This window comes from Acidianus manzaensis (assembly GCF_002116695.1).
Classification (GTDB): domain Archaea; phylum Thermoproteota; class Thermoprotei_A; order Sulfolobales; family Sulfolobaceae; genus Acidianus; species Acidianus manzaensis.
Map to the genome: position 1 here is coordinate 1,006,918 of NZ_CP020477.1, position 25,531 is coordinate 1,032,448.

General features: G+C 30.2%; 22 protein-coding genes. 8 read left to right on the top strand and 14 right to left on the bottom strand.

Annotated elements, in window-relative coordinates:
* Positions 1-103: 103 nt before the first annotated feature.
* Positions 104-1,228, bottom strand: coding sequence for an FAD-binding oxidoreductase (locus B6F84_RS04800; protein ID WP_187152755.1), 1,125 nt, complete (start codon positions 1,226-1,228; stop codon positions 104-106).
* A 132-nt stretch (positions 1,229-1,360) separates the two neighbouring features.
* Between B6F84_RS04800 and B6F84_RS04805 the strand changes: the two genes are divergently transcribed.
* Positions 1,361-2,875: an APC family permease gene (locus B6F84_RS04805; protein ID WP_148691184.1), complete on the top strand. Its 1,515-nt coding sequence runs from the start codon at positions 1,361-1,363 to the stop codon at positions 2,873-2,875.
* A gap of 217 nt (positions 2,876-3,092) precedes the next feature.
* Here B6F84_RS04805 and B6F84_RS04810 read toward each other — a convergent pair whose 3' ends face one another.
* Positions 3,093-3,896, bottom strand: coding sequence for a nitrilase-related carbon-nitrogen hydrolase (locus B6F84_RS04810; RefSeq protein WP_148691185.1), 804 nt, complete (start codon positions 3,894-3,896; stop codon positions 3,093-3,095).
* Between the two features lie 490 nt (positions 3,897-4,386).
* Between B6F84_RS04810 and B6F84_RS04815 the strand changes: the two genes are divergently transcribed.
* Entirely contained in the window at positions 4,387-5,691 is a 1,305-nt protein-coding gene (locus B6F84_RS04815) for an aspartate aminotransferase family protein (RefSeq protein WP_148691186.1), read from the top strand.
* 19 nt (positions 5,692-5,710) lie between these two features.
* Here the strand turns inward: B6F84_RS04815 and B6F84_RS04820 are convergent, their stop codons facing one another.
* The gene (locus tag B6F84_RS04820) at positions 5,711-6,772 is read right to left on the bottom strand and encodes a saccharopine dehydrogenase NADP-binding domain-containing protein (protein ID WP_148691187.1); all 1,062 of its coding nucleotides are present in this window, start codon (positions 6,770-6,772) and stop codon (positions 5,711-5,713) included.
* Positions 6,773-7,125: 353 nt separating this feature from the next.
* Between B6F84_RS04820 and B6F84_RS04825 the strand changes: the two genes are divergently transcribed.
* Positions 7,126-8,202: a cupin domain-containing protein gene (locus tag B6F84_RS04825; RefSeq protein WP_148691188.1), complete on the top strand. Its 1,077-nt coding sequence runs from the start codon at positions 7,126-7,128 to the stop codon at positions 8,200-8,202.
* 366 nt (positions 8,203-8,568) lie between these two features.
* Complete coding sequence (locus B6F84_RS04830; protein ID WP_148691189.1) at positions 8,569-10,035, top strand: cytosine permease; 1,467 nt, start codon at positions 8,569-8,571, stop codon at positions 10,033-10,035.
* Positions 10,036-10,222: 187 nt separating this feature from the next.
* Here the strand turns inward: B6F84_RS04830 and B6F84_RS04835 are convergent, their stop codons facing one another.
* The gene (locus tag B6F84_RS04835; RefSeq protein ID WP_148691190.1) at positions 10,223-11,536 is read right to left on the bottom strand and encodes an aspartate aminotransferase family protein; all 1,314 of its coding nucleotides are present in this window, start codon (positions 11,534-11,536) and stop codon (positions 10,223-10,225) included.
* A 376-nt stretch (positions 11,537-11,912) separates the two neighbouring features.
* On the opposite strand from B6F84_RS04835, the gene B6F84_RS04840 reads away from it, so the two are divergent.
* Complete coding sequence (locus B6F84_RS04840) at positions 11,913-12,548, top strand: phosphorylase family protein (protein WP_187152756.1); 636 nt, start codon at positions 11,913-11,915, stop codon at positions 12,546-12,548.
* A gap of 427 nt (positions 12,549-12,975) precedes the next feature.
* Here the strand turns inward: B6F84_RS04840 and B6F84_RS04845 are convergent, their stop codons facing one another.
* Positions 12,976-14,292, bottom strand: a complete 1,317-nt coding sequence (locus tag B6F84_RS04845) for a class-III pyridoxal-phosphate-dependent aminotransferase (protein WP_148691192.1) — start codon at positions 14,290-14,292, stop codon at positions 12,976-12,978.
* 182 nt (positions 14,293-14,474) lie between these two features.
* On the opposite strand from B6F84_RS04845, the gene speB reads away from it, so the two are divergent.
* Entirely contained in the window at positions 14,475-15,386 is a 912-nt protein-coding gene (gene speB / locus B6F84_RS04850; RefSeq protein ID WP_148691193.1) for an agmatinase, read from the top strand.
* Between the two features lie 197 nt (positions 15,387-15,583).
* Here the strand turns inward: speB and B6F84_RS04855 are convergent, their stop codons facing one another.
* The 4 genes from B6F84_RS04855 to B6F84_RS04870 all read right to left on the bottom strand — a co-directional run bounded on the left by B6F84_RS04855 (position 15,584) and on the right by B6F84_RS04870 (position 18,419).
* Positions 15,584-16,663: an MFS transporter gene (locus B6F84_RS04855; RefSeq protein ID WP_236749068.1), complete on the bottom strand. Its 1,080-nt coding sequence runs from the start codon at positions 16,661-16,663 to the stop codon at positions 15,584-15,586.
* 122 nt (positions 16,664-16,785) lie between these two features.
* Positions 16,786-17,571: a hypothetical protein gene (locus tag B6F84_RS04860; RefSeq protein ID WP_148691194.1), complete on the bottom strand. Its 786-nt coding sequence runs from the start codon at positions 17,569-17,571 to the stop codon at positions 16,786-16,788.
* A 231-nt stretch (positions 17,572-17,802) separates the two neighbouring features.
* Entirely contained in the window at positions 17,803-18,192 is a 390-nt protein-coding gene (locus tag B6F84_RS04865; protein WP_148691195.1) for a type II toxin-antitoxin system VapC family toxin, read from the bottom strand.
* Positions 18,189-18,419: a CopG family transcriptional regulator gene (locus tag B6F84_RS04870; RefSeq protein ID WP_148691196.1), complete on the bottom strand. Its 231-nt coding sequence runs from the start codon at positions 18,417-18,419 to the stop codon at positions 18,189-18,191. Before B6F84_RS04870 ends, B6F84_RS04865 begins: the two co-directional genes overlap by 4 nt.
* A gap of 234 nt (positions 18,420-18,653) precedes the next feature.
* On the opposite strand from B6F84_RS04870, the gene B6F84_RS04875 reads away from it, so the two are divergent.
* Positions 18,654-20,339, top strand: coding sequence for an MFS transporter (locus tag B6F84_RS04875; RefSeq protein WP_148691197.1), 1,686 nt, complete (start codon positions 18,654-18,656; stop codon positions 20,337-20,339).
* Positions 20,340-20,710: 371 nt separating this feature from the next.
* The gene (locus B6F84_RS04880) at positions 20,711-21,097 is read left to right on the top strand and encodes a DUF973 family protein (protein ID WP_236749069.1); all 387 of its coding nucleotides are present in this window, start codon (positions 20,711-20,713) and stop codon (positions 21,095-21,097) included.
* Positions 21,098-21,118: 21 nt separating this feature from the next.
* Here B6F84_RS04880 and B6F84_RS04885 read toward each other — a convergent pair whose 3' ends face one another.
* The 5 genes from B6F84_RS04885 to B6F84_RS04905 are packed head-to-tail and all read right to left on the bottom strand — an operon-like array spanning position 21,119 to position 25,505.
* On the bottom strand, positions 21,119-21,520 hold the full coding sequence (locus B6F84_RS04885) for a PH domain-containing protein (protein WP_148691198.1): 402 nt from the start codon (positions 21,518-21,520) through the stop codon (positions 21,119-21,121).
* The gene (locus B6F84_RS04890) at positions 21,496-22,455 is read right to left on the bottom strand and encodes an ABC transporter ATP-binding protein (protein ID WP_148691199.1); all 960 of its coding nucleotides are present in this window, start codon (positions 22,453-22,455) and stop codon (positions 21,496-21,498) included. The genes B6F84_RS04885 and B6F84_RS04890 overlap by 25 nt, the downstream gene beginning before the upstream one ends.
* A complete protein-coding gene (locus B6F84_RS04895) occupies positions 22,448-23,407 on the bottom strand; it encodes an ABC transporter ATP-binding protein (RefSeq protein ID WP_148691200.1) in 960 nt (319 codons plus the stop codon). Before B6F84_RS04895 ends, B6F84_RS04890 begins: the two co-directional genes overlap by 8 nt.
* Positions 23,404-24,477, bottom strand: coding sequence for an ABC transporter permease (locus B6F84_RS04900; protein WP_148691201.1), 1,074 nt, complete (start codon positions 24,475-24,477; stop codon positions 23,404-23,406). Before B6F84_RS04900 ends, B6F84_RS04895 begins: the two co-directional genes overlap by 4 nt.
* Positions 24,474-25,505: an ABC transporter permease gene (locus B6F84_RS04905; RefSeq protein ID WP_148691202.1), complete on the bottom strand. Its 1,032-nt coding sequence runs from the start codon at positions 25,503-25,505 to the stop codon at positions 24,474-24,476. Before B6F84_RS04905 ends, B6F84_RS04900 begins: the two co-directional genes overlap by 4 nt.
* Between the last annotated feature and the right edge of the window lie 26 nt (positions 25,506-25,531).

The following is a 25,531-nucleotide window of genomic DNA, read 5'->3' on the forward strand; positions in this document are numbered from 1 at the left end:
ATAAATTATAGCATTCGTAAAAAGTAATAGCAGATTTAATCTTTATGATTCTCTATAAAAATAATTTTAACTTGGTAAGCTAATTAGAACGTTACTTAGTAGGTTAGTATTCTATTTTTCCAGGATTTATATAATCTTCTGGATCTACGACTTTCTTGAAATCTATTATCTTCTTTAATCTGTCTTCTTCTACTCTATCATTTATCTTATATGAGTGTAAATTGAATACTTTTTCATTTTGTAGAGGTATTTCGCTAAATCCTAAGAAATATGTGTGTGAGAATAATTTACCTTGAGATCTAGCTAATTCGCAGTCAATCATACCTTTTATTTTATCCAGTTTTTCTAAGTCTTCAATTTTAACATCAACAGAGTAATAGCTTACTTTTTTCTTATTAACTACGGTAAAATAAGCTCCAGCAAAAGTTGTTATGATATCAGCTGAAGTTACTGGTTTACCGTCTTCACCCGGGAAACCTACTATTAAATTCCAATTATCCCAATTTTCATTTGAAATATTATAAGCCATTTCTTTACTTCTTATACTTATAAATTCAGCTTCATCAATCAAATCCAAAGCTTTATTTATTGCATCTCCAACCTTTTTGAATTTATAATTTTTTACAACGATTTTATCTCTTTTAATTAGTCTAAATCCTATCTTAGTTATAATTCCTACAGTTCCAGCAGATTGAACAACTTTCTTCACATCATTATCATAAAATGTATATTCTCCTTTTTGATTAACTACTTTTATCATATTCACATTGTCCCATACTGCACCATACTTTAATGAGCCTATTCCTAATGATCCGCCAGCTACGAAACCTCCAATAGTTGCCATATTAAAACTGGTTGGGTAAACTGGTAAAGATGAAACGTCTAAATCATTAAACTCTACAGACGGATCTGAAATTAATTTTCCGTTTAATACTTCAAATTTCTTCATTTCTGGTATAACTATGACAGATTTCTCTTTTATTGGCATTGCACCTCCTAAAGTGTTTGTTCCATTTCCTCTTTCAACAATATAAAAATGATAATCTTGCTGAATTTTAAAGAACTCTTTTATTTCTTCTTCACTATATAACCAAACTACTGCGTCAGCTATTTTCCTAAATTTTGATAATTTAGGAGATATAAACCCATAATCCTTAGAATATCTTTCTCTTGTTTCTAAATCTGTAGCTACCTTAAATCTCTTTTTCAATTCTTTTATGTAATCCACTATAAAAACTACGTTAAATTACTTAAAAACTTTATGTATAATTACCTTGAATACTGTTTAACTATTTTACTCTTTATCAGCTTATAATAAAAATCAAAAATCTTAAATATGTATCTCATAGACGAAACTATTGTGAGCGGTAAAAATTTATTTGTAAGAGAAAGTTCTGGGTTAGTAAAACAAGTCAATGCTACGGATTCTATAATGCTAAACTTAGGAAATATGTCAGCAGGAATAGCATTATTCACTTCAATATCGCCTTACATTACTGGAGGAGGAATAATATGGATAGCAGCAATAATAGGGTTAATATTGACATTGCCCCAAGCTTATATTTACATGTTTTTATCTGGTAAAATACCAAGAACTGGAGGAGATTACGTATGGTTATCTAGACTTACTCATGGATCCGTTGGAATGACTATGGGATTTGCATTAATGATAGAATCTACGGCATTTTTTGCATTAGTTGCATATTTCTTTTCATCTGCTGTTGGTACTGTTTTATCAACAATAGGAAGTTTAGATGGAATACCATCTTTAGTATCATTATCATCTACCTTATCTACACCTTTGTATTCCTATTTACTAGGTGCGGTAATATTTGCGATAATAATAGGCTTTAACATATTTAAAGCAAAATGGGGATATAAATTAGTTACAGTAAGTGTAATTATTTCTATAATAACTACTATAATAGCGATGGGTATTATAGCAGTAAATATTCCTGATTTCCATACGGCTATAACTCCATTTCTAAAAGCTATGAGTATTACTCCTCCAAGCAATTACGCTTCTTCGGTTTCTCCCTTTAGCATTATAGCTACTATAGGAATACTTCCCTTATTAGCCATATTTACTTATCCTTGGATGCAAGCTACTCCCGCTATTGCTGCAGAAGCTAAAAATGTTAATTACGTAAAGTTAGGAATTATTGTACCATTATTGTTAACTGGAGCATTTGTTACTATAGGTTTTGGATTGCTCTATTTAGCAGGAGGTTATGCATTTACGAACTACGAATTCATAAACAATGGTTTTGTTTATACTTTCTGGACAGTAGCTATGGGATTAACGTCTAACGCCATTTTACAATGGATAATAGGAATTGGATTAATGATTTGGGAATTCTCAGTACTAGCTTATGGAGTTATAGTTTTCTCTAGATATATTTTTGCTATGGGTTTTGATAGATTATTACCAGAAATATTTACTAGATTAAACAAAGCAGGTTCTCCAGTATATACTCACATCTTCGATTTAGCTCTAACATTATTATTCCTAGTACTGCCCGTAATATCAATATCTGGAGCTACGGCACTGTATGGAGCAATAGTAATAGGAATGATATATTTCTTTACTGTGAGCATAGCAGCAGCAAAATATGGAATTCAAAACAAATATTGGCCTGTAGTAGCTTCTGGAATATTTGAAGCTGGATATTTTATTTTCCTAACTTATGAGGCAGTTACAAATCCAGTATTTGGTTTTGCTGAACCTAATGGAGCGCCAAATCCAATAACTTTAGGTTTCGTAATAGGAGCTTTTGTAGCTGGATTAGCAATATACCTAGTTGCAAAATACTATCACAAGACTAAAGAAGGACTTAATGTGGATGTATTATTTAAAGAAATTCCACCAGAATAAAGAGAATTTTTTATTTCTTTTCTTCTATTTATTTTCCTCTTACTTATTATAATGCTTTAAATGATAGTATGTGGAGAATGAATAAGCTCTTCTCCAATTAGAATCATTCAATCAGCGCATTCAAGGTCAAATATTAACACTACAGCATATATGAACTCTTTAGTTGAATATATAACTAACATTAGGAGAAAAGATACACTATCAAACAAAAATAAGTTCATAGTCCATAAGAAGGAAGTCTCTTTTTTAGGAATGGTCTGTTTATTCTAGCTCTAATTATATTTTCTTCGCTAATATCAGCAAAAACTATTTCTTCAGTCTTTCCTGCTTTAGAAATTACTTCTCCCGTAGGTGAAACAACCATTGATTCTCCAAAATATTCTTCTTTTTGCTCTTTGTATTCTATACCTATTCTATTAATTCCAGCTATGTAAATAGTATTAAAGACCGCATGAGCTTTCAATTCTAATTCCCAAATTTCTTTGAAGTATGCTACTGAGGGAGCAAAAACTATCCACGCTCCTTTTATAGTCTCAGCTCTAACGGTTTCTGGAAAATGCCTATCATGGCAAATGATTGTACCTACTTTAATTCCAGCTAAATCGAAAACTGGAAATCCTAAATTTCCTATTTTAAAATAATAGTATTCATTAAAGTAATTATCTTGAGGAACATGAGTCTTCCTATATTTTCCTTTAATTTCTCCATTAGAATCGATAATAAAAGCAGTATTATAAAAATCAAAACCATCTCTCTCAAAAATTGGCAGTATAATATTTATTTTTCTCTCTTTTGCTAACTCCTTAAATTGTGAAATAGTTTTACCTCTTTCATCCTCCGCTAAAGAGAAATATTTAGGATCTTGTTCAAAGGCAAAATATATAGTATTAGAGAGCTCATCTAACACCACTATTTTAGCATGATTATCAGCTGCTTTATTCACTAATTCAATTTGTCTTTTTATATTATCGTCTTTATCTTTACTCATATACGTTTGAATTAATCCAATTCTAACATCCATATCTTCTATCTTCCTTATCCTTTTAATATATTTATTCGCTAACACTATTGAACAATGTTTAGACTAAAACAACATCATTTTTCAAATTCGCATTATGATAAAAACTAAATTAGTTTTAAAACTATTATGCCTATTACCTTAGCTGTTAATAAATTAAAAATTCTCACCTTTTTAGATTAAACAATAAAGGAATTCACAATTATAAAACTTCCTAAAAAAGTGAACAAATTAAAACGGTGCAAACATTTAATCTACTATTGCTCTTACATGAAAGCTTTAGCGTCAAATCTTCCTTCTTTTGGAAAATGTATAATTTGTGGATTAGCAAAGTATATATACCGTTAATTATAAATACTACTAATAGGTGAGTTATTGAAACATCGGAAGCGAATTGTTAAAAATTATTTAAGATATTTATTTTTAAGAAATATACAAATAACACTAATTCTACTTAATAGAGAAGATATTACTATAACAAATAGTGATAACCATGCTTTCTGATTATAAAAAACTAACATTAAACTCCTTAACATTATATAATATTGCCTCTAGAATTATGCCATACGGAGTTTCTAGCAATTACAGATATTTTGAACCTTATCCCCTATATTTAAGTCGAGGAAAAGGAAGTAGGGTATGGGACGTAGACGGTAACGAATACATAGACTTTAACATGGCTTATGGAGCATTAGGAATAGGTCATTCTAATCCAAAATTAGTAAAAATCTTGAAAGAAAAGTTAGAAAATGGTACAATACTCGGATTTGAATTTGCTGATACACTTAAGTTAGCAAAGATTATAAAGAGTAGGTTTAATGTTGATATGGTTAGGTTTTCGTCAACTGGTACTGAAGCTACTATGCATTCTATTAGGATAGCTAGAGCTTATACTAGGAAGAAGAAAATTATAAAATTTGAAGGGCATTATCACGGATCACATGACCAACTACTAGTTAATGTTAGTCCAGAAAAGAATGAAGTTATGAAAAAGTCTATCTCCTCATATGGAATACCTTATGATGTAGTTAAAAATACGCTAATTGCAGAGTGGAATAATTATGAATCTGTAGAGAAATTAGTTAAGAAAGAAGATGTTGCTGCAATCATAATGGAACCTATAGCAATGAATATGGGTTTAATAAAGCCTGATGTGTCCTTTCTTAAAGGAATCTTTAGTCTTGCTAAAGAATATGGATTCCTTATAATATTTGATGAAGTAAAGACTGGAGGTAAGTTCTATTCTGGAGCGTCTGGATATTATGGTTTAAAGCCTGACTTAATTACTCTCAGTAAAGCCATAGCTGGCGGTTTACCGTTATCAGTTATTGCTGGAAAAAAGGAAGTGATGAGGGTAGTTGGACCAAATAAGACCGCTCATGGTGGAACGTTTAGTGCAAATCCTTTATCTGTAACTGCTTCGATAGTTACATTAACTCAGATTTTAACTGAAAATAGTTTGTACGAAGCGTATAAGCTAAATTCTATGTTGAGTAAAGGTTATCAAGATTTTGCTGATGATTTAGACTTAGACTTAACTGTGTCTATGTGGGGAACTAGCGGTAGTATATTTTTCTCTAAAGTTTTACCGAAAAATTACAGAGAATTTTCGGAAATTGATCAAAGACCTTGGTATAAGTATTTTTGGCTTATGTTATCTAATGGCATAATTCCTATGGCTGATTACGATGAACAATGGACTATTTCAACTCAACATACAAAAGAAGATATTATGAAGCATTTAGAAATAGCTGAAAATATTTTGAAAAAAGTAAAAGAAGAATTCAAATATAGGTAAAATCTAGTATGTGAATAATTTACTTTATCTCTTCACATCTAATTATTGTTTTAAATCCTCTTTTCTTTAATTCTTTAAAGAATACATTAGGTTCAACGACTTTTTCTGGAGGTAGTACTCCACTGCCTTTTACTTTCATCTGTACAGCTATGCTTGACGGTATTCCTGCTCCATATTGTGTACCATCAAAATTATCTTTTGGTGGAATTAATATTTCTATTTCTGCAGTTTTGTCTTCATATTCAAAAATGATTTTTGCTGATTCCCACTCATCTCCTTCTGAACCTATAAAATTCTTTACTTTTAATAGTTCTTTTAAATAATCTCTACTTTTTATTCCTAAAATTTCGATATTATCACCAAATATTTTTCCTATACTGATAACTGACTCAAATCCATCACCTCCTTCCATCCAGTCTACGTATTCGGCGTTAAAAGATGATGGAAAAGTGGCTAATTCACTATTTATAGTCAAGTAAGTTTTAATTTTTCCTACTGGTTGTGAAAATTCTATTTCTTCACTTAAACTTAATGCTTTATAATATTTGTATTTTCCATTTTCCCAAACTGGAGCATCCATTGTCATTTCATCCATTTGTGTATCAACACTCCAATTGAATTTAAACTCTGAGCCTAATGATTTCCATCCATTTCTTATTTTTATTTTCTTTGGATTCCCGTATAATTGCGATAATAATTTTGCTCCCATATTAGTTATTCCAGGCTCTGCACCCATGCCTATGAGTGCTAGTATTCCTTCTTTCTCAAATTCTTTATTTTTCTCTAATTGTTTTACTGTTATCCAAAATAATCCGCCTAAATCAATATAATTAACTCCTGCCTTTAAAGAAGCATCCATTGCTTTTAGATTAAAATAATACTGTGCAGTATTTATTACATAATCACAATCCTTTATTTTATTTGCAATATCTTCAATATTATTTAAATTTCCTTCTACATATTCTACATTATATTTAGGTCGTCGAATATCTATTACTCTTACGTCTATATTATTTTCTATCAAATCTTTTACGGTAGCTGAACCTACTAGTCCAGCACCGCCAATAACACAAACTTTCATGCTCTCATTTATTAATTAAATACTCTAGATAAGAGCTTTTCTGTCCATCAGCATTTAGCCATTTATTAATTTAATATATGCTAAATTATATATTTGTGTATGCAATTCCATAATATAATCTGACAAATTATTTATAATGATACGTAAAAATTATATTATATATCGTTTTTTATACTATATTTATTTAATTATGAGATATCATTATTAATCTGTTTTTACTATATAATTATTCTAACAATTGTATAAAAATTTATTATGAGACTATTATACTCATTAAAATCGTTATAAGATCATAAAATAAACTTTTTTCGAAAAGTTTATTAGCCTAATATAAAATAGAATATGGGATTACCGTGGAATCTAGAGAGGAAAAACTTAAACAATTATTAGATGATTTAAAAGATAGAAATCTAGGCACTTATATGACTGCATTTGATGCAAGATATTCAAACTATCCTGTTTTCTATCCTGAACCTACACCTTTTATGACAATATCTATGTGGAGATACGAAGATATAAAAAAGTTACTTTTCAAACTTAGAGAAGTCATAGATCCATCAATGACTGACAGAGTAAATATTCATCTAGAAAATTCTGGTATAAAAAAGTTAGCTCCAGAGTTTCCAGCCCCTGCAACACCTACTATGCATGCAGGAGTTCAAATCATTGGACCTAAGGACAGACCTCCAGCTCATAGACACTTAACTAATGGTTTAAGAGTAGGATTAGAATTTCCACCAGAAGGAGGATATACTACTGTAAACGGAATTAGAATAAGAATGGAAAAAGGGGACGTAGCACTAACTCCAGCATTTACATGGCATGATCATGGAAATTTAGGTAATGACTATACATTCTGGTATGATGCTGATGATGCTCCTATGACTTTCTGGCTTGGAGTAGAATGGTATGAGACACTTAAAGATACTGAAGGTAAGTTAATACAAGATGTTAAAGGCTATGAAAGCGATATTGAAGTGAAGTACTCTTATAATTACTTGCCTTTATCAGAACCTAGGCAAGAGGTTAATCCAGTCTGGTATTATCCATATAAGAAAACTAGGGAAGCTTTAATAAAAATGAGTGAGAAGAATGACTTTGGTTCTGCTATAGAATTGATTAATCCACAAAATGGCGGATCTGCACTACCAACTATAAGTTTACAGTATTATTTAGTTAAACCTGGTGCAGAAACCAGACCAGTTAGAAAAACTGAAAGCATAATAATGTTTCCACTAGAAGGAGAAGCTACATTTATTATAGGCGATAATGAGAGAGAATACAAATTAAAACAATACGACTTTATAACTTTGCCTCCTTGGACCAAATATAAAATATACAATGAAGGGAAAGAGCCTGCTATCATATTTAAACAATCAGATGCCCCAATTTATAAAAAATTAGAAAAATATAGAGAAAAAATATATTAATAATTGTATAATTTATGAACTATTTGTAAGTTAACTTTCTCTTTTTCATAAAGGTTTAACGTTAAGCTCAAGTTAAGTTCCCAAATGGCACAAAAACTAATAATTGCATAATCAAATTGTATATTTTTCCTTTAATTAGGAGAAATTTAATTAATATCATCTTGTTTAATGTATTAGTTTCCTAATCTATAATGATGATTTATAATTGCAATAATTGTATACAGCATAACGATGTAAAATTTTAAAATTTTAGCTGTAATCTAAAGCAATGATATTAAAAGTATTTAAAAAGTAGTTTAAATTTTTAAAAACTATATATATAAATAATGAGAAAAACTTTAATATAGGTAGTTAAAAGTACAATCAATGAAAGAAATTAAAATATCTAGCATAAATTTAGATATATCAGACTATAATCAAGGTAAACATGTAATACCAGAATCATATTATAATCCAAATATTGCACCATTACCTAAAGGAGTAAAAACATGGAACTGGATAAATTTTACAACAATATGGGCTGGAATGGTTCATAATGTAGTACAATTTGAGTTAGCAGGATTATTAACCTTCGAATTAGGTGCGCCATTAGCTTTAACTATAATAGCTATAGCTTATGGTACATTGCTAATAGCATTATATCTAAATGGACATATTGGAGCGAAGTGGGGAATACCATATCCAACCGCAGTTAGACCTATGTTTGGTATAAAAGGAGCTAGAATTCCAGTAATAATAAGAGCTATTAGTGCATTATTTTGGTTTGCGCTACAGACGTATATAGGCGGTACAATAATAAATGCAGTATTAGGAATATTCTTTCCTGCGTGGAACTCTCTAACAACTAACGTTATCGGCATGCCTGAAAATATAGCAATCTCAATGCTTATCTTTTGGAGTCTAAACGTGTTAGTTCTATTTAGAGGAATGAATGAGATAAAAGATTTTGAATTAATCATAGGACCAATAATTATGATAACGATAGGTGGATTATTTGTTTATTCTCTTTCTCTTTCTCATGGTTTAGGACCATTATTTGCAGTAAAAGGTTATGAGGCTCCGACTATATCAAACATATTATTAGCTGTTTCTTCATTTGCAGCAGCTTATTCTACTCTAGCATTGAATATACCGGACTTTACTAGATTTTCAAAATCTCAAAAAGACCAATTTATAGGACAAGCTATTGGATTACCAGTTCTTTTAACATTATGGTCATTCATTGCTATAGGCTTATCTTCAACCATGATATATTTATACCATGTACCTATGTCTGAGGCTATAAATTATGTTAATCCAGTATATATAATGTTCTTATTGACTAAAAATTCCATTCTTTCATTAATTGTTGGTATAAGCTTCATTATTGCTACAATATCAGTTAATATAGCTGCAAATATGGTATCTCCAGTTTATGATTTAATAAGTCTATTCCCTAAGAAAATATCTACGTGGGGTAAAGCATCTATCCTAGCTGCATTGGTCAGTTTCCTTTATGCCCCATGGCTATGGTATAATAATGCAGGTACTGTGGAAAATATTCTAGGGTTAATTGGTTCTGGATTAGGTGCAGTAGCTGGAATAATGATTGCTGACTATTGGATATTAAGTAAAAAACACATAAGCCTAGTGGATTTGTTTATGCCAACTGGAAAATATTGGTACTTGAAAGGTTATAATATAAAAGCGCTATTATCTATGTCTATTGGTTTCTTAGTACCTGTAATAGGATTTATAATTCCACAGCTTAATTTCCTTTATGACTATGGTTGGTATATGGCAGTATTACTAAGTTTGTCAATATATATTATACTCATAAAGAAAGTAAAATGATTTTATAATTAAATCTCTAATAGAAACATTACAAGATAATTATTTTTATTCTCAAATTTTTCTTCTCATGATAATATAGAGACTAAATGTTTTACATAAAATAACTATTCAAAAAAGTTTAAGTTGAAGATCATAAAATTTTAGATAGAATTCAAAAATGAAAACAAAGAAAATATTATATGAGTATTTACCATGCTTCTTCTAATTTTAAATCTGTTTTCTTCTCTTTGGCTAACCTTAATGATTTCTCAGCTTTCTCTAGGTGAATCTGTATATCTTCCTTAGTATGAGCTATTGAAGTAGTCCATTCTTCATTAAATCCACCCATTGGAATTACACCTTGAGATAGCATTGAATAGAAGTATGTATTCCACCTCTGAATATCAGTACTTATGAAATCTTTATAATTACTAGGCATCTTGTCACTGAAAAATACACTACCGCTAGGTCCCCATCTACTTACTTTCAAATCAATATCTAAATCTTCAGCTAAATCATTATAGCCTTTTTCCAATTCCTTACTTAATGAGATAATATAATTTATAGAATTCTGAGTCAATATTTCTTTTAATGTTAAAATTGAAACTCTAACCGATATAGGATTAGAATTGAAAGTTCCTCCATGTGCAGTCTTACCTGGACCAATAACACTCATTACTTCTCTTTTACCTCCAATAACTGATAAAGGAAATCCACCAGCAACTGCCTTACCTAAAATAATTAAATCTGGACGTACATTAAAATATCCTGAAGCTCCAGAATACATTTTACCACCAGTTTTAGTCTCATCAAAAATCGTTAGAAATCCATATTCTTTAGATAACTCAAATACTCCTTTCAAAAATTCCACATTAGTAGGAATTAACCCCATATTCATAGCAACTGGTTCCATAATAACTCCTGCAATATCATTAGAAGATTTGACTATCTTTTCAAAATTCTCTAAATTATTCCATTCACATACAATAGTATTAGATAAAGACTCTTCAGTAACTCCTAAACTCGCTGGAACTATACCATCTCTTAAAGGATTTACATTAACTAGTAATTGATCGTGTGAACCGTGATAATGCCCTTCAAATTTTATAATTTTCTTCTTCCTAGTATAAGCTCTAGCTATCCTAATAGAATGCATAGTAGCTTCAGTACCAGTTGACGAAAACCTAACCATATCAACATTAAACCTACTCTTTATAATCTTTGCCAATTCTATGCTTTTAGAATATTCAAATCCTAATATGCTACTTTCACTTATAGCATTTTTAACTTCTTCAATAATCTTTTCGTTCGCGTGACCTACTTCTAAAACACCAAAACCTAAATTGAAGTCTATGTATTCGTTACCGTCTACGTCCCATACTCTACTTCCTTTTCCTCGACTTAAGTATAGGGGATAAGGATCAAAATATCTGTAATTGCTAGAAACTCCGTAAGGTAAGTGATTTTTTGCCTCTTCATAGAGAATCTTAGATTTAGCAGTCTTAGCGATATAGTTTTCCATAAAAATCACCAACAAAAAGTTTCAATATTGTTTAGGCTTGAGAAGAAGGAGATAATACATGAGAGAATTAAAAATATGGACTTTGAATTCGATCTGTCGTTTTAATCCCATCAATTCTTTTCACCTATCTATCTATAGCAAATTACCATATATATATTTTCATGAAAAACGTATAGATGATAAATAATTTAAGCTAATTGCGAATAATAAATCAAAAATTTTGCAGTAATGTGCTTAAACATTAATCTAAATGATTATTTGATTTATAGCTTTACTTGAATTTCCAGATGTTAGAGATTATCCCTCCAGAATGTGGCATAAAAATAAGAAAATTCAAAAAGAAAAATATTTAGTAAAAAGACGAAGATACTTTCATATGTTAATAATTAATGAGCGATTGCCGGAGAATGCTATAATAGTAGAAGAGCCTGAAATTGCTGATCTTCTTTCTCATTTTTTAAAAATAGAAAAAGTAATTAATAAAAGAGGATATAAAATTTACATTTCATCTGATGTTTTGGTTTCTACTCATGGAGTTGGAGGACCTTCTACTGCACTAATTTTAGAAGAATTAATAGAAAATGGAGTAAGAAAAATTATAAGATACGGAACAGCTGGTACGAAAAATGAAAAAGTCAAGTTAGGTAGTTACTTCATTCCAACAGGTGTTTCGAGATATATTTCTAATTCAATGTACCAAAGAACAAGGAATGATATGATATATTCGTTATACCCAGATCTGGAGTTGGCTTTTAGTATTTATGAAAAATTGAAAGAAAATAATATAGATGTGAGTTATGGTGAAGTGTTTCAGAGTGATGACTTTTATGCTGAAGAAGAAATTAACGAAATAGTAGATATGGAGACTGGAACATTGTTTTTAATATCTAAATTAAAAAATGTAAAGAGCGCATCAGTATTAATTATAGCAAATTATAGAGGAAAATGGATTAATTATGAAGAAATATACAAAAGAGATTTTCCAATAATTCTAAATGCAATTCTAACTTGAGCAATCAACACTTGGATATACTTTGTTTGTTATGAGAGCTCCTTCATAGAAGTTTTAGTTAATAAATATCTCTCTATATTCAAAATTTTGCCGTTTTTAGGTGTTAATTCTCGAAGATTAAGTATATGATTTCGATTAATTTATAATATACTATTAACCAAGAACATATATAAAGTATTTAGTCATTTAACTTATATAATTAAACAGATTTCTAGTTTATTCTTTCTTTATTAGGATTATTTTTAATCAGTTTTTATCATTAAAAGTAGAAATGTTTAATATATGGATAATAGAAAAAAGTATTTGATAAAGATGGTGAAGAAAAAGAAAAAAGTAGATTCATCATCTCCATCAGAACCTAAAAAATGATTACATGATAAAAATTAGAAAAAAGTTAAAAAATAATAAATTTTCTTTTTCTTCTATTTCAGCTTTTATAATTGTTGTCTGCTTCTTTTAATACTTCATCTAATTTTTCTATTCCTTCATCAATTTCGCTTTGAGAAATTATTAATGGTGGTGATATTACTAGCCATGAAGGACCATTATATACATACATACCCTTATCTAAGAGTTTCTTTGCTAAATAATCTGTGAAAGTTGGAATTCCTTGATATTTCTCTTCATAACCACCTAATGGAGTATTCTTATCGTCTTTTACTAATTCTAAAGCCCAGAATAATCCTACTCCTCTAACGTCTCCAATACTTTTATGCCTTTCTTTTAATTCTTGTAATCTTTTTCCTAAATATTCTCCGACTATTTTAACATGAGAAAGTAAATTTAGCCTTTTATATTCCTCTACTACAGCAGGAATTGGAGCTAAAGATATTGGATGAGCTTCAAAAGTGTGACCATGAGCAAATATATGATCTTCATAATAGTCTGATATTTCTTTATTTACGCCAGTTACTCCTATCGGTATATAAGAAGCTGATGCTCCTTTAGCAGTAGTTAAAAGATCAGGTTCTATTCCCCATAAGTTCATCGCAAACCATTCTCCAGTTCTACCCCAACCAGTCATAACTTCATCAGCTATGAATAGAGTATCATTCTCTTTTGCTATTTTTCTCAAAGTAGGCATGTACTCTTTTGGTGGAACTATTACACCGTTTGTCCCCGTTATTGGTTCTACGATAATTCCTGCTACGTTTTTCTCTTGTTTAATAATATAATCTACGTAATTTGCGCAAGCAATTCCGCAGTCTGGATATTTTAATTTTAAAGGACATCTAAAGCAATAAGGTTCTGGATATCTTACAACTCCTGGCATAGTATTTGGCTCTACAAACCATCTTCTATAATCTCCAGTTAAGGAAATTGATCCTTCAGTAGCACCATGGTATGATCTATACCTAGCTAAGATCTTATAAGATGGATTCTTAACTTGTCTTACAATTTTTATTGCGGCTTCATTAGCTTCTGTTCCAGAAGTTGAAAAGAAGAATTTTACAATGTTTTTAGGCATAACTTCTAAAAGGGCTTGAGTTGCTTTTGCTCTTATTTCAGCTCCAAAAGATGGATTAATGTACTGTAATTTGTCCAATTGATATTTTATAGCGTTTATCACATTCTCATTTCCATATCCTAAATTTACGTTAACGAATTGAGATGAAAAGTCTAAATACTTTTTTCCCGAATTATCATAAAAATAAACTCCTTTAGCATGATCTACAATTATTGGATTCCAACCTTTTTGCTTACTCCAAGTTTTGAATGTATGATCCTTTATTATATCGTCCATAAGATTATTTTTAATTGTATATAATATAAACTTACGTTCTGTTACTATTGTAAAAAATTTAATACTAACAAAATTTCCATGTATAATAGTTAATCTCTACCTAGAAAATTTAGGATTTGAAATCACAATTTTTTAACATTAGTAGAACAAAATATATAAATAATGAAAGAGAGAAAGTATTTATGAGACAAATAGATCCTTCGAAATCTCCTAGATTCGCTCAAATCTCAACGTTCGCTAGATTACCTATATGTAAGGAAGAAGATGTAAGAGCAGTATTCGTTGGTGTTCCTTTTGACGATGCCACTACTTTTAGACCTGGAGCTAGATTTGGTCCCTCTGGAATAAGGCAAGGATCTAGGTTACTAAGAGAGTATAATCAATTTTTAGATACTTACCCTTTTGAAAAGTTAAACATGTGCGATCAAGGTGACATTAATGCAATTCCAGGATTTCTAGACGATACTATGAAGATAATAGAAAATGGAATTTATGAAATAATTTCTAAAAATCGAGTACCATTTATTGCTGGAGGAGATCATTCAATAACCCTTCCAGTATTAAGGGCAATGAGAAAAAAATATGGTAAGGTTAATCTAATCCATTTAGACTCTCACTACGATTTTTGGGACACCTACTGGGGAAATAAGAAGTATACCCATGGAACATGGTTAAGAAGAGCTTTAGAAGAGGGATTACTAAACGAAGTTGTTCAAGCAGGAATAAGAGCATCTACTTATTCTAAAGATGACTTAGAGGATAAGAAAAAATTAGGGATTAAAAGTTTTACAATAAATGAAATGAAAGAAAAAATAGAGGAAATAATTTCGATCATAAATTCCTTAAATGGTAATACTTACATTTCAATAGACATTGATGTAGTAGATCCTGCATTTGCTCCAGGTACAGGTACTCCAGAAGTTGGAGGATTAACTAGTTATGAAATAATAAATTTTATAAGAAAATTAAAGACTAAAATTATTGGATTTGATGTAGTAGAAGTTTCTCCACCTTATGATGTTTCAGAACTAACTTCAATGTTAGCGGCTAATATAATATATGAAGGAGCGAGCGTTCTTTCTCTTCAATTATAGTCTAACTGAATAAATTAGAATTTACTAATTTCTATTATTCAGTATTAAATGACGATAAAATACATAAAATTTACATATCGAAAATTTTTTATTAGATGTTATAGTAGATGAAAGATTTTAATTGTTATTCAATCTTTATTTTTCTCTTATCCTTAATTTATCGAGCTGAAAATTTTAAGAATCTAGAAATTTTTTAGTTAAATATTTTCCTTTCTAAAAAGTATAAAGAATAAAATTGTAGAGAAGGAATAGAGTCCACCAGTTATAAGAAATGGCAAAAATAAATTTCCTAAGTCAAAGAAATATCCTCCTATACTAGGACCTATAGCTCTTGGTATTGCTTCCATGAAGTTTATTATTCCATTTGCTCTACTTCTTTCGTTTTCTGGAATTAATCTAAGTATTAATCCTTCAAAAACTGGTGAAGTCATATTCATTAATACGTTTCTTGAGATAAAGATTATCGAAGCCATCATAAAACTTATGGAAAATGGTAAGATAAAAAGTAAAAATATTGCAACAGAATGAAAGTACACAATAGTCTTTATTTCTCCTAATTTTTCTGATATTCTAACAGATAGATAACTTGATATTGATAAAGTTAATTCAGAAATAGCAAATATTGGACTCATTTGAGAACTTGATACTCCAAATTTCAAATAAAACCATAATGACATTAAAGGAATTACCAGGCCAGCTCCCAATCCTATTATTGCCTCAGTAGAGAATTTAGTAACTGTTATTAAACTACTTAGCTTAGCATTTTTACTCCCTTTATATTTTTCTTTTACTGGAATAAGGAGAATTAAAGCTGTAATATTTACTAGAACCTCTAATAATAATATCTCTCTATAACTCATAAAAATAGGTAAAAGAGATCCAAATACTGAAAATAATATAGATAAACTAGATCTTAATCCCAAAAGTCTCTTAAAATCCTTATATTCAGCTAAAAGAGAAAAAAGTAAAGAACCCGAACCCCAACCTGAGGAAAATATATATGCTAAAGGATATCCTAGAAAGAGAAAAAATATAGCTATAGTAGAAATTACCCTACTAAATATAGCGTACCTTTTTCTACCTTGCCTATCTCCAAGAAATGAAAATATAACAGAAATAGTTGAACCAACTAATATTCCAAGAGAAAGCAATTCACCAATTTCTAAAGAAGATAAGCCTAAAGAAAGCAAATAGAGAGAAATAATTATAGAATTTGCACCCATAGAAATTCCAAAAATAGACGAAGAAAACAATAACAATATCTTCTGCAATTCCATGAAGATAGTTATACCGTGTTAGTTAAATAACTAACTAAAAAATATTATACCAAACAATATATAATATATCCTAATTTTTATCATAAACTCCGAATACTCCTTCTTGGCTTTGCTTAAAGTAATTATGCAAATTGAGATATTATAGCATCTTCCAAATTAACTTCATAAGCTATTATTTTTCCTTTTCCTGTAGAAAATAGAAGAGCAGTCAGAGCTTCAGTATCAGTCTTTATATCTTTTCCACTTCTGCAAATAGACCTCTTCATATTATTATTAATTATTCCAAATGAGCAATTTAAATTCTCACTATAGACTTCTATTATGCCATTGTTCATAGTTCTAGCTACTTCTTTGAATTTAGTTATAATATAATTCATATCTCCTTCATCTTGAAGAATAATTCTTTTTCCGATCTTTACTTCACTTGACTTATGAGAGTCAAAATAAAACTTGATATAAGGCATAAAATGTCCTTCAATAATGTGCTTAGCCATATCAAAACTTCCTCTTCCTAGCATTTTATCTAAGAAAGATCCCTCAAATTTAAATTCTGAATTCATATAAATCCTTGTTTCCGATGCCAAGTTTTTCAGAATAAAAGATAACGTAAACTTAATCTTACCATCATCAGTGTATCCAGAGTATTCTATTGCATCAACAGAAATTTTAGGTCCTTCGAAAATGCCTGAAAATACCTTATAATCCGGTGGTACGCCATAGATGTAAGCTACTTTAAAACTATTTTCTGGCTTTTCTAGATACTCAGGAGTTACGAAATCTCCTTTTACTTTATCTTTTACTCTTAGTATTGCTACATGACCAAAAACTCCTGCAACTATAAAAGGATCTCTTACAAATTCTAGTACTAACGATCTAGGTGCTTCTACTTCAATTTCTGAACTATACATGAATAAAGCTAACAGTCAGTCTATAAAAAATAATGTTAAAGAATTTTTAACACTGTTGACTTCATCATTTTATTTAGTTCTATCTTCTGAATTCTATTTACTTAATCTCATATTATAACTATATAATTCTTTTGATTATGATGAGAAATACCAATAAATTAGTTTATTTTATAAATTCTCTGTCAGTAGAACTTTATTGGAACTTGTATAGATTAAATTAATAGAATTTTACTATAAAATGTTGTCAAGAGATAAAGTTTCTATTTCTCCATCTATTTTATTTTTTAATTTTTCATCTTCTGAAACTAATGGAATATTTAATTCTTTAGCTAACCATAGGTAAGACGCATCATAGAACGTTATCCCCTTTAAGATGGCTAGTTTTTCCGCTTCAATTATGTTTACTTGTTTAAAGCACATTGTATCTAAAATGTTTACAATTAAATTTAATAATGATATTCCTTCGTTTTGTAATATCTTTTTTCGCAAAAACACTTCTTTCCAGATAATATTTCCTAATTCAAATTTTGCTAGTGATATAGTATAGTTTCCTCCTAAAACATTTGCTTTCTTTTCTATTATAGCTTTATAAATTGAAGATGAGTCTATAACATAACTCATCTATTTTCCCTGTCTTCTCTTATTGATTTTATACCATCTTCGACTGATAATTTACGTAAAATATTATCCATGTTTTTTAAGTCTTTATTTAATTCTTCAGCTTTAGCTTTTTTAACTTCCATTATTAACGCTCTTCTAATTACTTCTGTCTCGTCTATATTATACTTCTCTAAATCTCTTTTTAACTCCTCTGGAATTCTAACAGACAATATTACTGTTTTACCCATAATAGAAATTTAGGACTTGAGAAAAATAAAGTTTACACTAAGTAAACTATAAGTAAACAGAAAGACCTTCTACGAACTTTTCCTAGTGATAATTTACATAATTTTTCAAGATTTTTCTAGGATAAGGAAATTTTTCATTAATTTCTGAGATAGTCAATGATTTTCTTGAAGGTTAAACGTAAGATAGTTAAATATGAAAAGATTTATTATCTAACTTTTTACTACTTAATAACTATGGTCCAATATAAGTGGATTGCGCTTTCGAATACTACTCTAGGAGTTTTGATGGCATCAATAAATGGAACTATAATACTAATTTCGTTACCGGCTATTTTTAGAGGTATTTCAATAAATCCTATTGATCCTTCCACATTCCAATACTTACTTTGGATTTTAATGGGATATAATGTAGTTACAGCAGCATTTCTAGTAACTTTTGGAAGGCTTTCAGACATTTTTGGAAGAGTAAGACTATACAACCTAGGATTTGCAGTATTTACTCTGGGATCTATTTTATTATTTATAACTCCAAATACTGGAAATTTAGGAGCATTAGAGTTAATAATATTTAGACTAATTCAAGGAGTAGGAGCAGCTTTTCTCTTTTCTAATAGTACTGCAATAATCACTGACGCATTTCCTCCTTACGAAAGAGGTAAAGCGTTAGGAATAAATCAAATAGCTGCATTAGCAGGATCTCTCATTGGATTAATTTTAGGAGGAATTCTAGCTAGTCTTTACTGGAAATACATTTTCCTAGTTAGCGTTCCTGTAGGTTTACTTGGCACAGTGTGGAGCTATTTAAAATTAAAAGAAACAGGTGGAGGTTCTAGAGGAGAAGGAATAGATATAGCAGGAAATCTAGTATTTGCAGGAGGTTTGATATTTCTTTTGCTAGGAGTTACTTATGGATTAATGCCTTATGGATCTTCACAAATGGGATGGGGAGATCCATATGTAATAGCTTCGCTAATAGCTGGAGCAGGATTACTCGTAGGATTCGTATTTGTAGAGAAGAAAGTAAAATATCCAATGTTTAGATTAGAATTATTCAAGATTAGATCATTTTTAGCAGGAGGATTATCCCAGTTACTTTTCGGCTTCGGATTTGGAGGAATAATGATTATGCTAATAATTCTTCTACAAGGAATATGGTTACCATTACATGGGTATAGTTATTCTTCTACTCCATTTTGGGCTGGAGTATATATGATTCCTATGATGTTAGGATTTGTAGCAATGGGACCTATTAGTGGTGCCCTATCAGACAGATATGGAGCCAGAACTTTAGCTACTTTAGGATTAGTAATAGTTGGAGTATCTTTCCTAGTACTAAGTACTTTACCATATAATTTCAACTACATTGAATTTGCGCTTATAATTTTCGTAATGGGTTTAGGAAGCGGTATGTTTGGTGCTCCAAATACTACAGCTATAATGAATAGTGTGCCAAGAAAATATAGAGGGGCAGCTTCAGGAATGAGAACTACATTACAGAATTCTGCACAAACTGCTAGCTTAGCTATATTCTTTACAATAATAATAGTTTCATTATCTTATTCATTACCTTCTGCACTATCGTCTGCAGTAATAAATGCTGGAGCTCCTGCTCAAGTAGGATATGCTCTAAGCAAGATTCCAGTAACTAGTGCATTATTTTCAGCATTTTTAGGATATAATCCTATAGGAACAATACTTTCGACTACACATCTTTCTTCTTATATTAGTCCATCAGTATTAGCTACATTAACTAGTAAATATTGGTTCCCAGAGACCATTGCTCCACCTTTTATGAGTGCATTAAGATTATCATTTTACATAGGCGCAGTAATGTCATTTTTAGGAGCTTTAGTCTCAGCATTAAGAGGCAGAAGAGTAATAGCTGATGAAGAGTTATCCTCTCCACCTCAAAGAAGTTAAGCGATTTTTTTATTTATTTAAAACAATATTTTTTAATATATTACGAAAAGAATAAGCAACCCCTTATAGAAAATTTTTATTTATTTTGTCCCACTTGACTGTAAGTGCTGGTAGGGCTGATAAGGGTTGGGACTGCCTGATTGCCTGTGGAGGGGAAACCTCTACTATACGTTTATGCGTATAGTAAGTTTCCCCAGAGAAGCAGGAAATCCTCACCAGAGGTGGGAATGCTCCGTCGTAAGGCGGAGTAGTTCACATAGTTAAGACCTACTTTTTCCACTTATGGAATAAAAAGAAATTTTACCTAGTATACTATGGCTAAACTATATGCTTATAGAAAGATTTATATAGAAAATAACCAAAATGAATTTGTGAAAGGAATATTTAACGCAGTATCTGCAATAATTCTTGTCATAGCCTCTGTCATAGCTACTTTAGTGGTAGTTGGATTTGCGTTTGGTTTATTGCCTATTGGGAATAAGCCCGAGATTCAACAAGTTGGAACTGGAGAAATCTTCACTAATGGTACAGCAGTTTTTTCCTTAGAAAGTAGTTCTTCGTGTACTTTAATTTCGGCTTGGATTGAAGGAACTAATTATACTTTATCTTTAAATGAGCCTGTTCAGTCTGGAATTCATACGTATTATCTAACATTTGATACAGGTTCATATATTCATCCTTATAATACATATGAGATAGAATTAACTTTTAGAGACGGAATTGTAGTTTTAGTTGATGTTTATGCTCCTAATAGCTAAAATTAATCAGAAAAGCATTTACTAGTTGTTTTTATTTGTAATAAATTTTGTGATTTCTTCTTCTATTTTTTCAGGATTTGGTATGTCTTTTAGTATTTCTACTTTATTATTTTTAAGTATTAAATATATAGAACCACAATTAAATTTTTTTGCTAAAAATCCTACTGAAGTAAAATAATCCTCTATTGAGTTATATGGGATAATTTTTTTCTCAAAAGGAGATTTTATTTTTATATTGTTATCATCTATCTCATAAGTATAAATCTTTTTATATAGAGCATAAGCTAATAATAGCGAGAACGATAATCCCAAAAAAATTAGGAAATCTATTACTTTACTTACTTCTAAAAATATAGAAAAAATTAGAATTAAAATTGCTCCTTTCAAAATCGTCTTTTTTATTGTTGATTTAATAACCAGCATGCTACTTTTCTCCCATTTACATCAAACAATGGTGGTTCTTTCTTACTACAAATGTCCATCGCAAATGGACATCTAGGATGGAATCTACATCCTGTAGGTGGATTTATCAGTGACGGTACTTCTCCTTTAGGTGGATTAAGTTCTCTTCTAGTTAATGAAGGAATTGAATTTATTAAACTTTGAGTGTAAGGATGCTTAGGCGAAGATATAATATCTTCTGCGTTACCTATTTCGGTTAGTTTTCCAGCATACAATACTCCTATTCTATCTGAAATATATCTAGCTACATTTATATTGTGAGTTATAAACATATAGGTTAATTCTTTTTCCTTTTGAATTTTTACTAATAAATTTAATATTTGAGCTTGAACTGAAACGTCTAAGGCTGAAGTAGGCTCGTCTAAAACTAAAAATATAGGTTCAGTAATTATTGCTCTAGCTATAGCAATTCTTTGTAATTGTCCTCCAGATAATTCTCTAGGGTATTTATTACTTACATAATCATAATCTAATCCTACATCTTCTAGAACCTTTTTTACCCTTTCTCTTTTTTCTGTTTCGTTCACTTTCCGTAGTGGCTCTGCTACTATATCAAAAATCCTCATTCTAGGATCTATACTACTTGAAGGATTTTGAAAAACCATTTGTACTTGTTTTCTAATTTTATCTATATTTTTTTGAGTGATTTTTTCTCCTTCAAAATAAATTTCTCCCTCAGTAGGATTTTCTAACGTAGCTAATACTCTACCTAAAGTAGTTTTACCTGATCCAGACTCCCCCACCATTCCTAATACTTCATTATGATAAATTTCTAAGTCTATTCCATCCAATGCTTTAACAATTACAGGTTTTTCTCTAAATAATTTTTCGAAAACTCCATATTTACCTCCCAAAAAATACTTTTTTAATCCTACCACTCTAAATAATTCATCCATATAACCAACACCTTACCTTTCTTCCTTTAACTTCAGATATCTTTGGTTCTTCTTTTTTACATATGTCCATTACTCTAGGGCACCTTGGATTAAATTTACAACCTGCTGGAAGAATTAAGAAAGATGGAGGGCTCCCTTCAATAGCTTTTAATTCTCCATTTCTTTTAGAAATTGTAGGTATGCTAGAAATTAATCCTTGAGTATATGGATGTAAAGGAGATTTAATTGTATCTTCAATATTTCCATCTTCCATTATTCTTCCAGCATACATTACAACTAGCCTATCAGCTATAGCATAAACTAACGAAATATCGTGAGTAATAAATATTATGCTCATTTTTTCGTTTTCTCTTAATTCCTTAAATAGTTTTACTATTTGAGCTTGAATTGTAACATCCAAAGCCGAAGTAGGCTCATCAGCAATCAGTATTTTTGGTTTTAAAATTAAAGCCATAGATATAACAACTCTTTGAATCTGACCTCCAGAAAGTTGATGAGGATATTTCATGATAATTTCTTTAGGGTCAGGAAGTCTAACGTCTTTTATTACATCAAGCATTATCTCATTAGCTTTATCTTCATCAATTTTACCGTACTTTACTTTTATAGCTTCTAAAAGTTGATCTCTTATATTCTTTACAGGATTTAAACTATTTAATGGATTTTGAAATATCATAAAAATTCCTTTACCTCTTACATCAGTCATTTCATTCTCTTTGAGAGATATAATATTTTTTCCATTAAAGAGAATCTCACCACCATCATAATACGAATTAGGGGGCAATAACTTAATGATAGCTTGACCTAAAGTAGATTTGCCTGAACCAGACTCTCCTACTACTCCTATAATTTCTCCTTCCTCAATATTTAGATTTACATCATCTAGTACTCTAAATTTACCTATTAAACTCTTATATCCTACTTTTAAGTTTTTAATTTCAAGAACGTTCAATATACTATCCTCCCCGCTATAACATCTTGCAATCTATCTCCTAAAATAACAAAACTAGAAACCACTAATAATATTACTATAGACGGAAACAGAGGATACCACCAAGCTTCTGGAATATAATTTAATCCATCTGAAACCATTGAACCCCAGGTCGGAAAATTAGGACCTTGCATGCCTATTCCTAAAAAAGTCAACGTCGAATAAGTCAATATAACGTTTCCAAAATCAAGCGCAGAATACGCTATAACTGGATCAACCACATTATGAGCAACATGTTTTATAATAATTCTAAGATTTCTATATCCCATAAGCTTTGACGCATCTATATAATTCATTGATTTTACTACTAAAGTCTGACTTCTAAAAAGCCTAGCATAAGTAGCCCACCAAGGAACCATTAACCCTATCATTGCACTAGTAAAACTTGGCTTCAAGACTACAGCAATCGCAATAACCAAAATTAATCCTGGAACAGCTAAGAAAACATCAGTAATTCTCATTAATATCTCATCTAAAATTCCACCATAATATCCAGCTAAAATACCTACTATACCTCCTACTATTATAGCGAAAAATACTACTACTGTAGATATCTCAGCGTCTGCAGGTGCAGCATAAAGCACTCTAGCTAAAATATCTTCGCCTAAAAAATTAGTTCCAAAAGGATGGCTTAATGATGGAGGAAGTAAAGAATCGCTAAATACTTGCCTGAACGGATCATAAGGTAAGAACATATATGAAATCTTGGAGTAATTTAACTGAGAAGCTGAATACTGAAGGAGACCTTCAAATATAGACCATGCATAATAAATAACTATTAACACAAAAGCTCCAAATGCTACCTTACTCTTTAGAGTATTTCTTATTGTACTATTTCTATATGCATATCTTATAAGTAAAAATAATGAACTTCCAGTTATGCTAAAAGAAATAAATAGAATTTCTGGCAATATAACTTGAGGATGATAATGTAATGACTTTAATTCTGCTTTACTACTTAAGAAAGCATAAGCTATTATATTAGCAATTAAATAAACCAAAAGGATTAGAGTTAATTTAGAGATCTTCATTCTAACTTCACCCTAGGATCTAAATATGCATAAAGGATATCCGCTATGAAATTAGCTATTATTACAGCTATTCCTACTATAATAGTAAAATCTAAAATTGCAGGATAATCAAAATCCTCTATAGCTTGAACAGTAAAATAGCCTATTCCAAAATAATGATAAATATCTTCTACTATTACTGCACCAGCCACAGAATATCCAAAAAATAGAGCTACTAACGTAATTACAGGAATTAGACTATTCCTTAAAGCTACTCTATATACTACGTAACTTCTAGGTAGTCCTTTAGCTAATGATAACTTAGTAAAATCCGATTCCATAGAATCCAGCATAGAAGCTCTAGTAATCCTAGTAAAAAGACCAAAAGTAATAACAGCTATCGATAAAGTAGGCAATACTGCATGTCTAACAGCAGAAACAAAATACGCCCAATCACCAGCCAATAAAGCATTAAGAATAGGAAAAGGAGTATATGAAGGAGGAGATGCTAATAAAGTATTTACAGTACCCGTAGCAGGAAGCAAGCCTAAATAATAAGCAATTACTAATTGCAATATAAAAGCAACCAAAAACGGAGGAGAAGACCAAGTAGTCAAATATAGTACTTTTATAGTTTTATCCTTCATTTTTGCTCTATTCGAAGCTGCAATAGCACCACTTAAAATACCTAGAACAGCAGCTAAAATATCACCAGGTATTACGATTTGTAAACTAATAGGTAAGAAATGGAAAAGAAGAGACGATTCTGGTACTTTATAAATTGGATCCAAACCCCAATGCCCAGTAAATATGTCTATAATATAAGTGATAAATTGAACATATAATGGCTTATTTAAGCCATATTTTACTATTATCTCATTTATTTCAGATGGAGGAGCATGAGGATTACCAGCATAGATCCTAGCTAACGCTGCTGGATTTGGAGCAGCTACGTGTATCAAAATAAAAACAAAAAGTATTAATAACAGAAGAGTAATTATACCATTTATAGCTCTTCTAATTGCAAATTTTAGTATAGTACCCTTCATTATATTTATAGCTTATTGTAATCCCA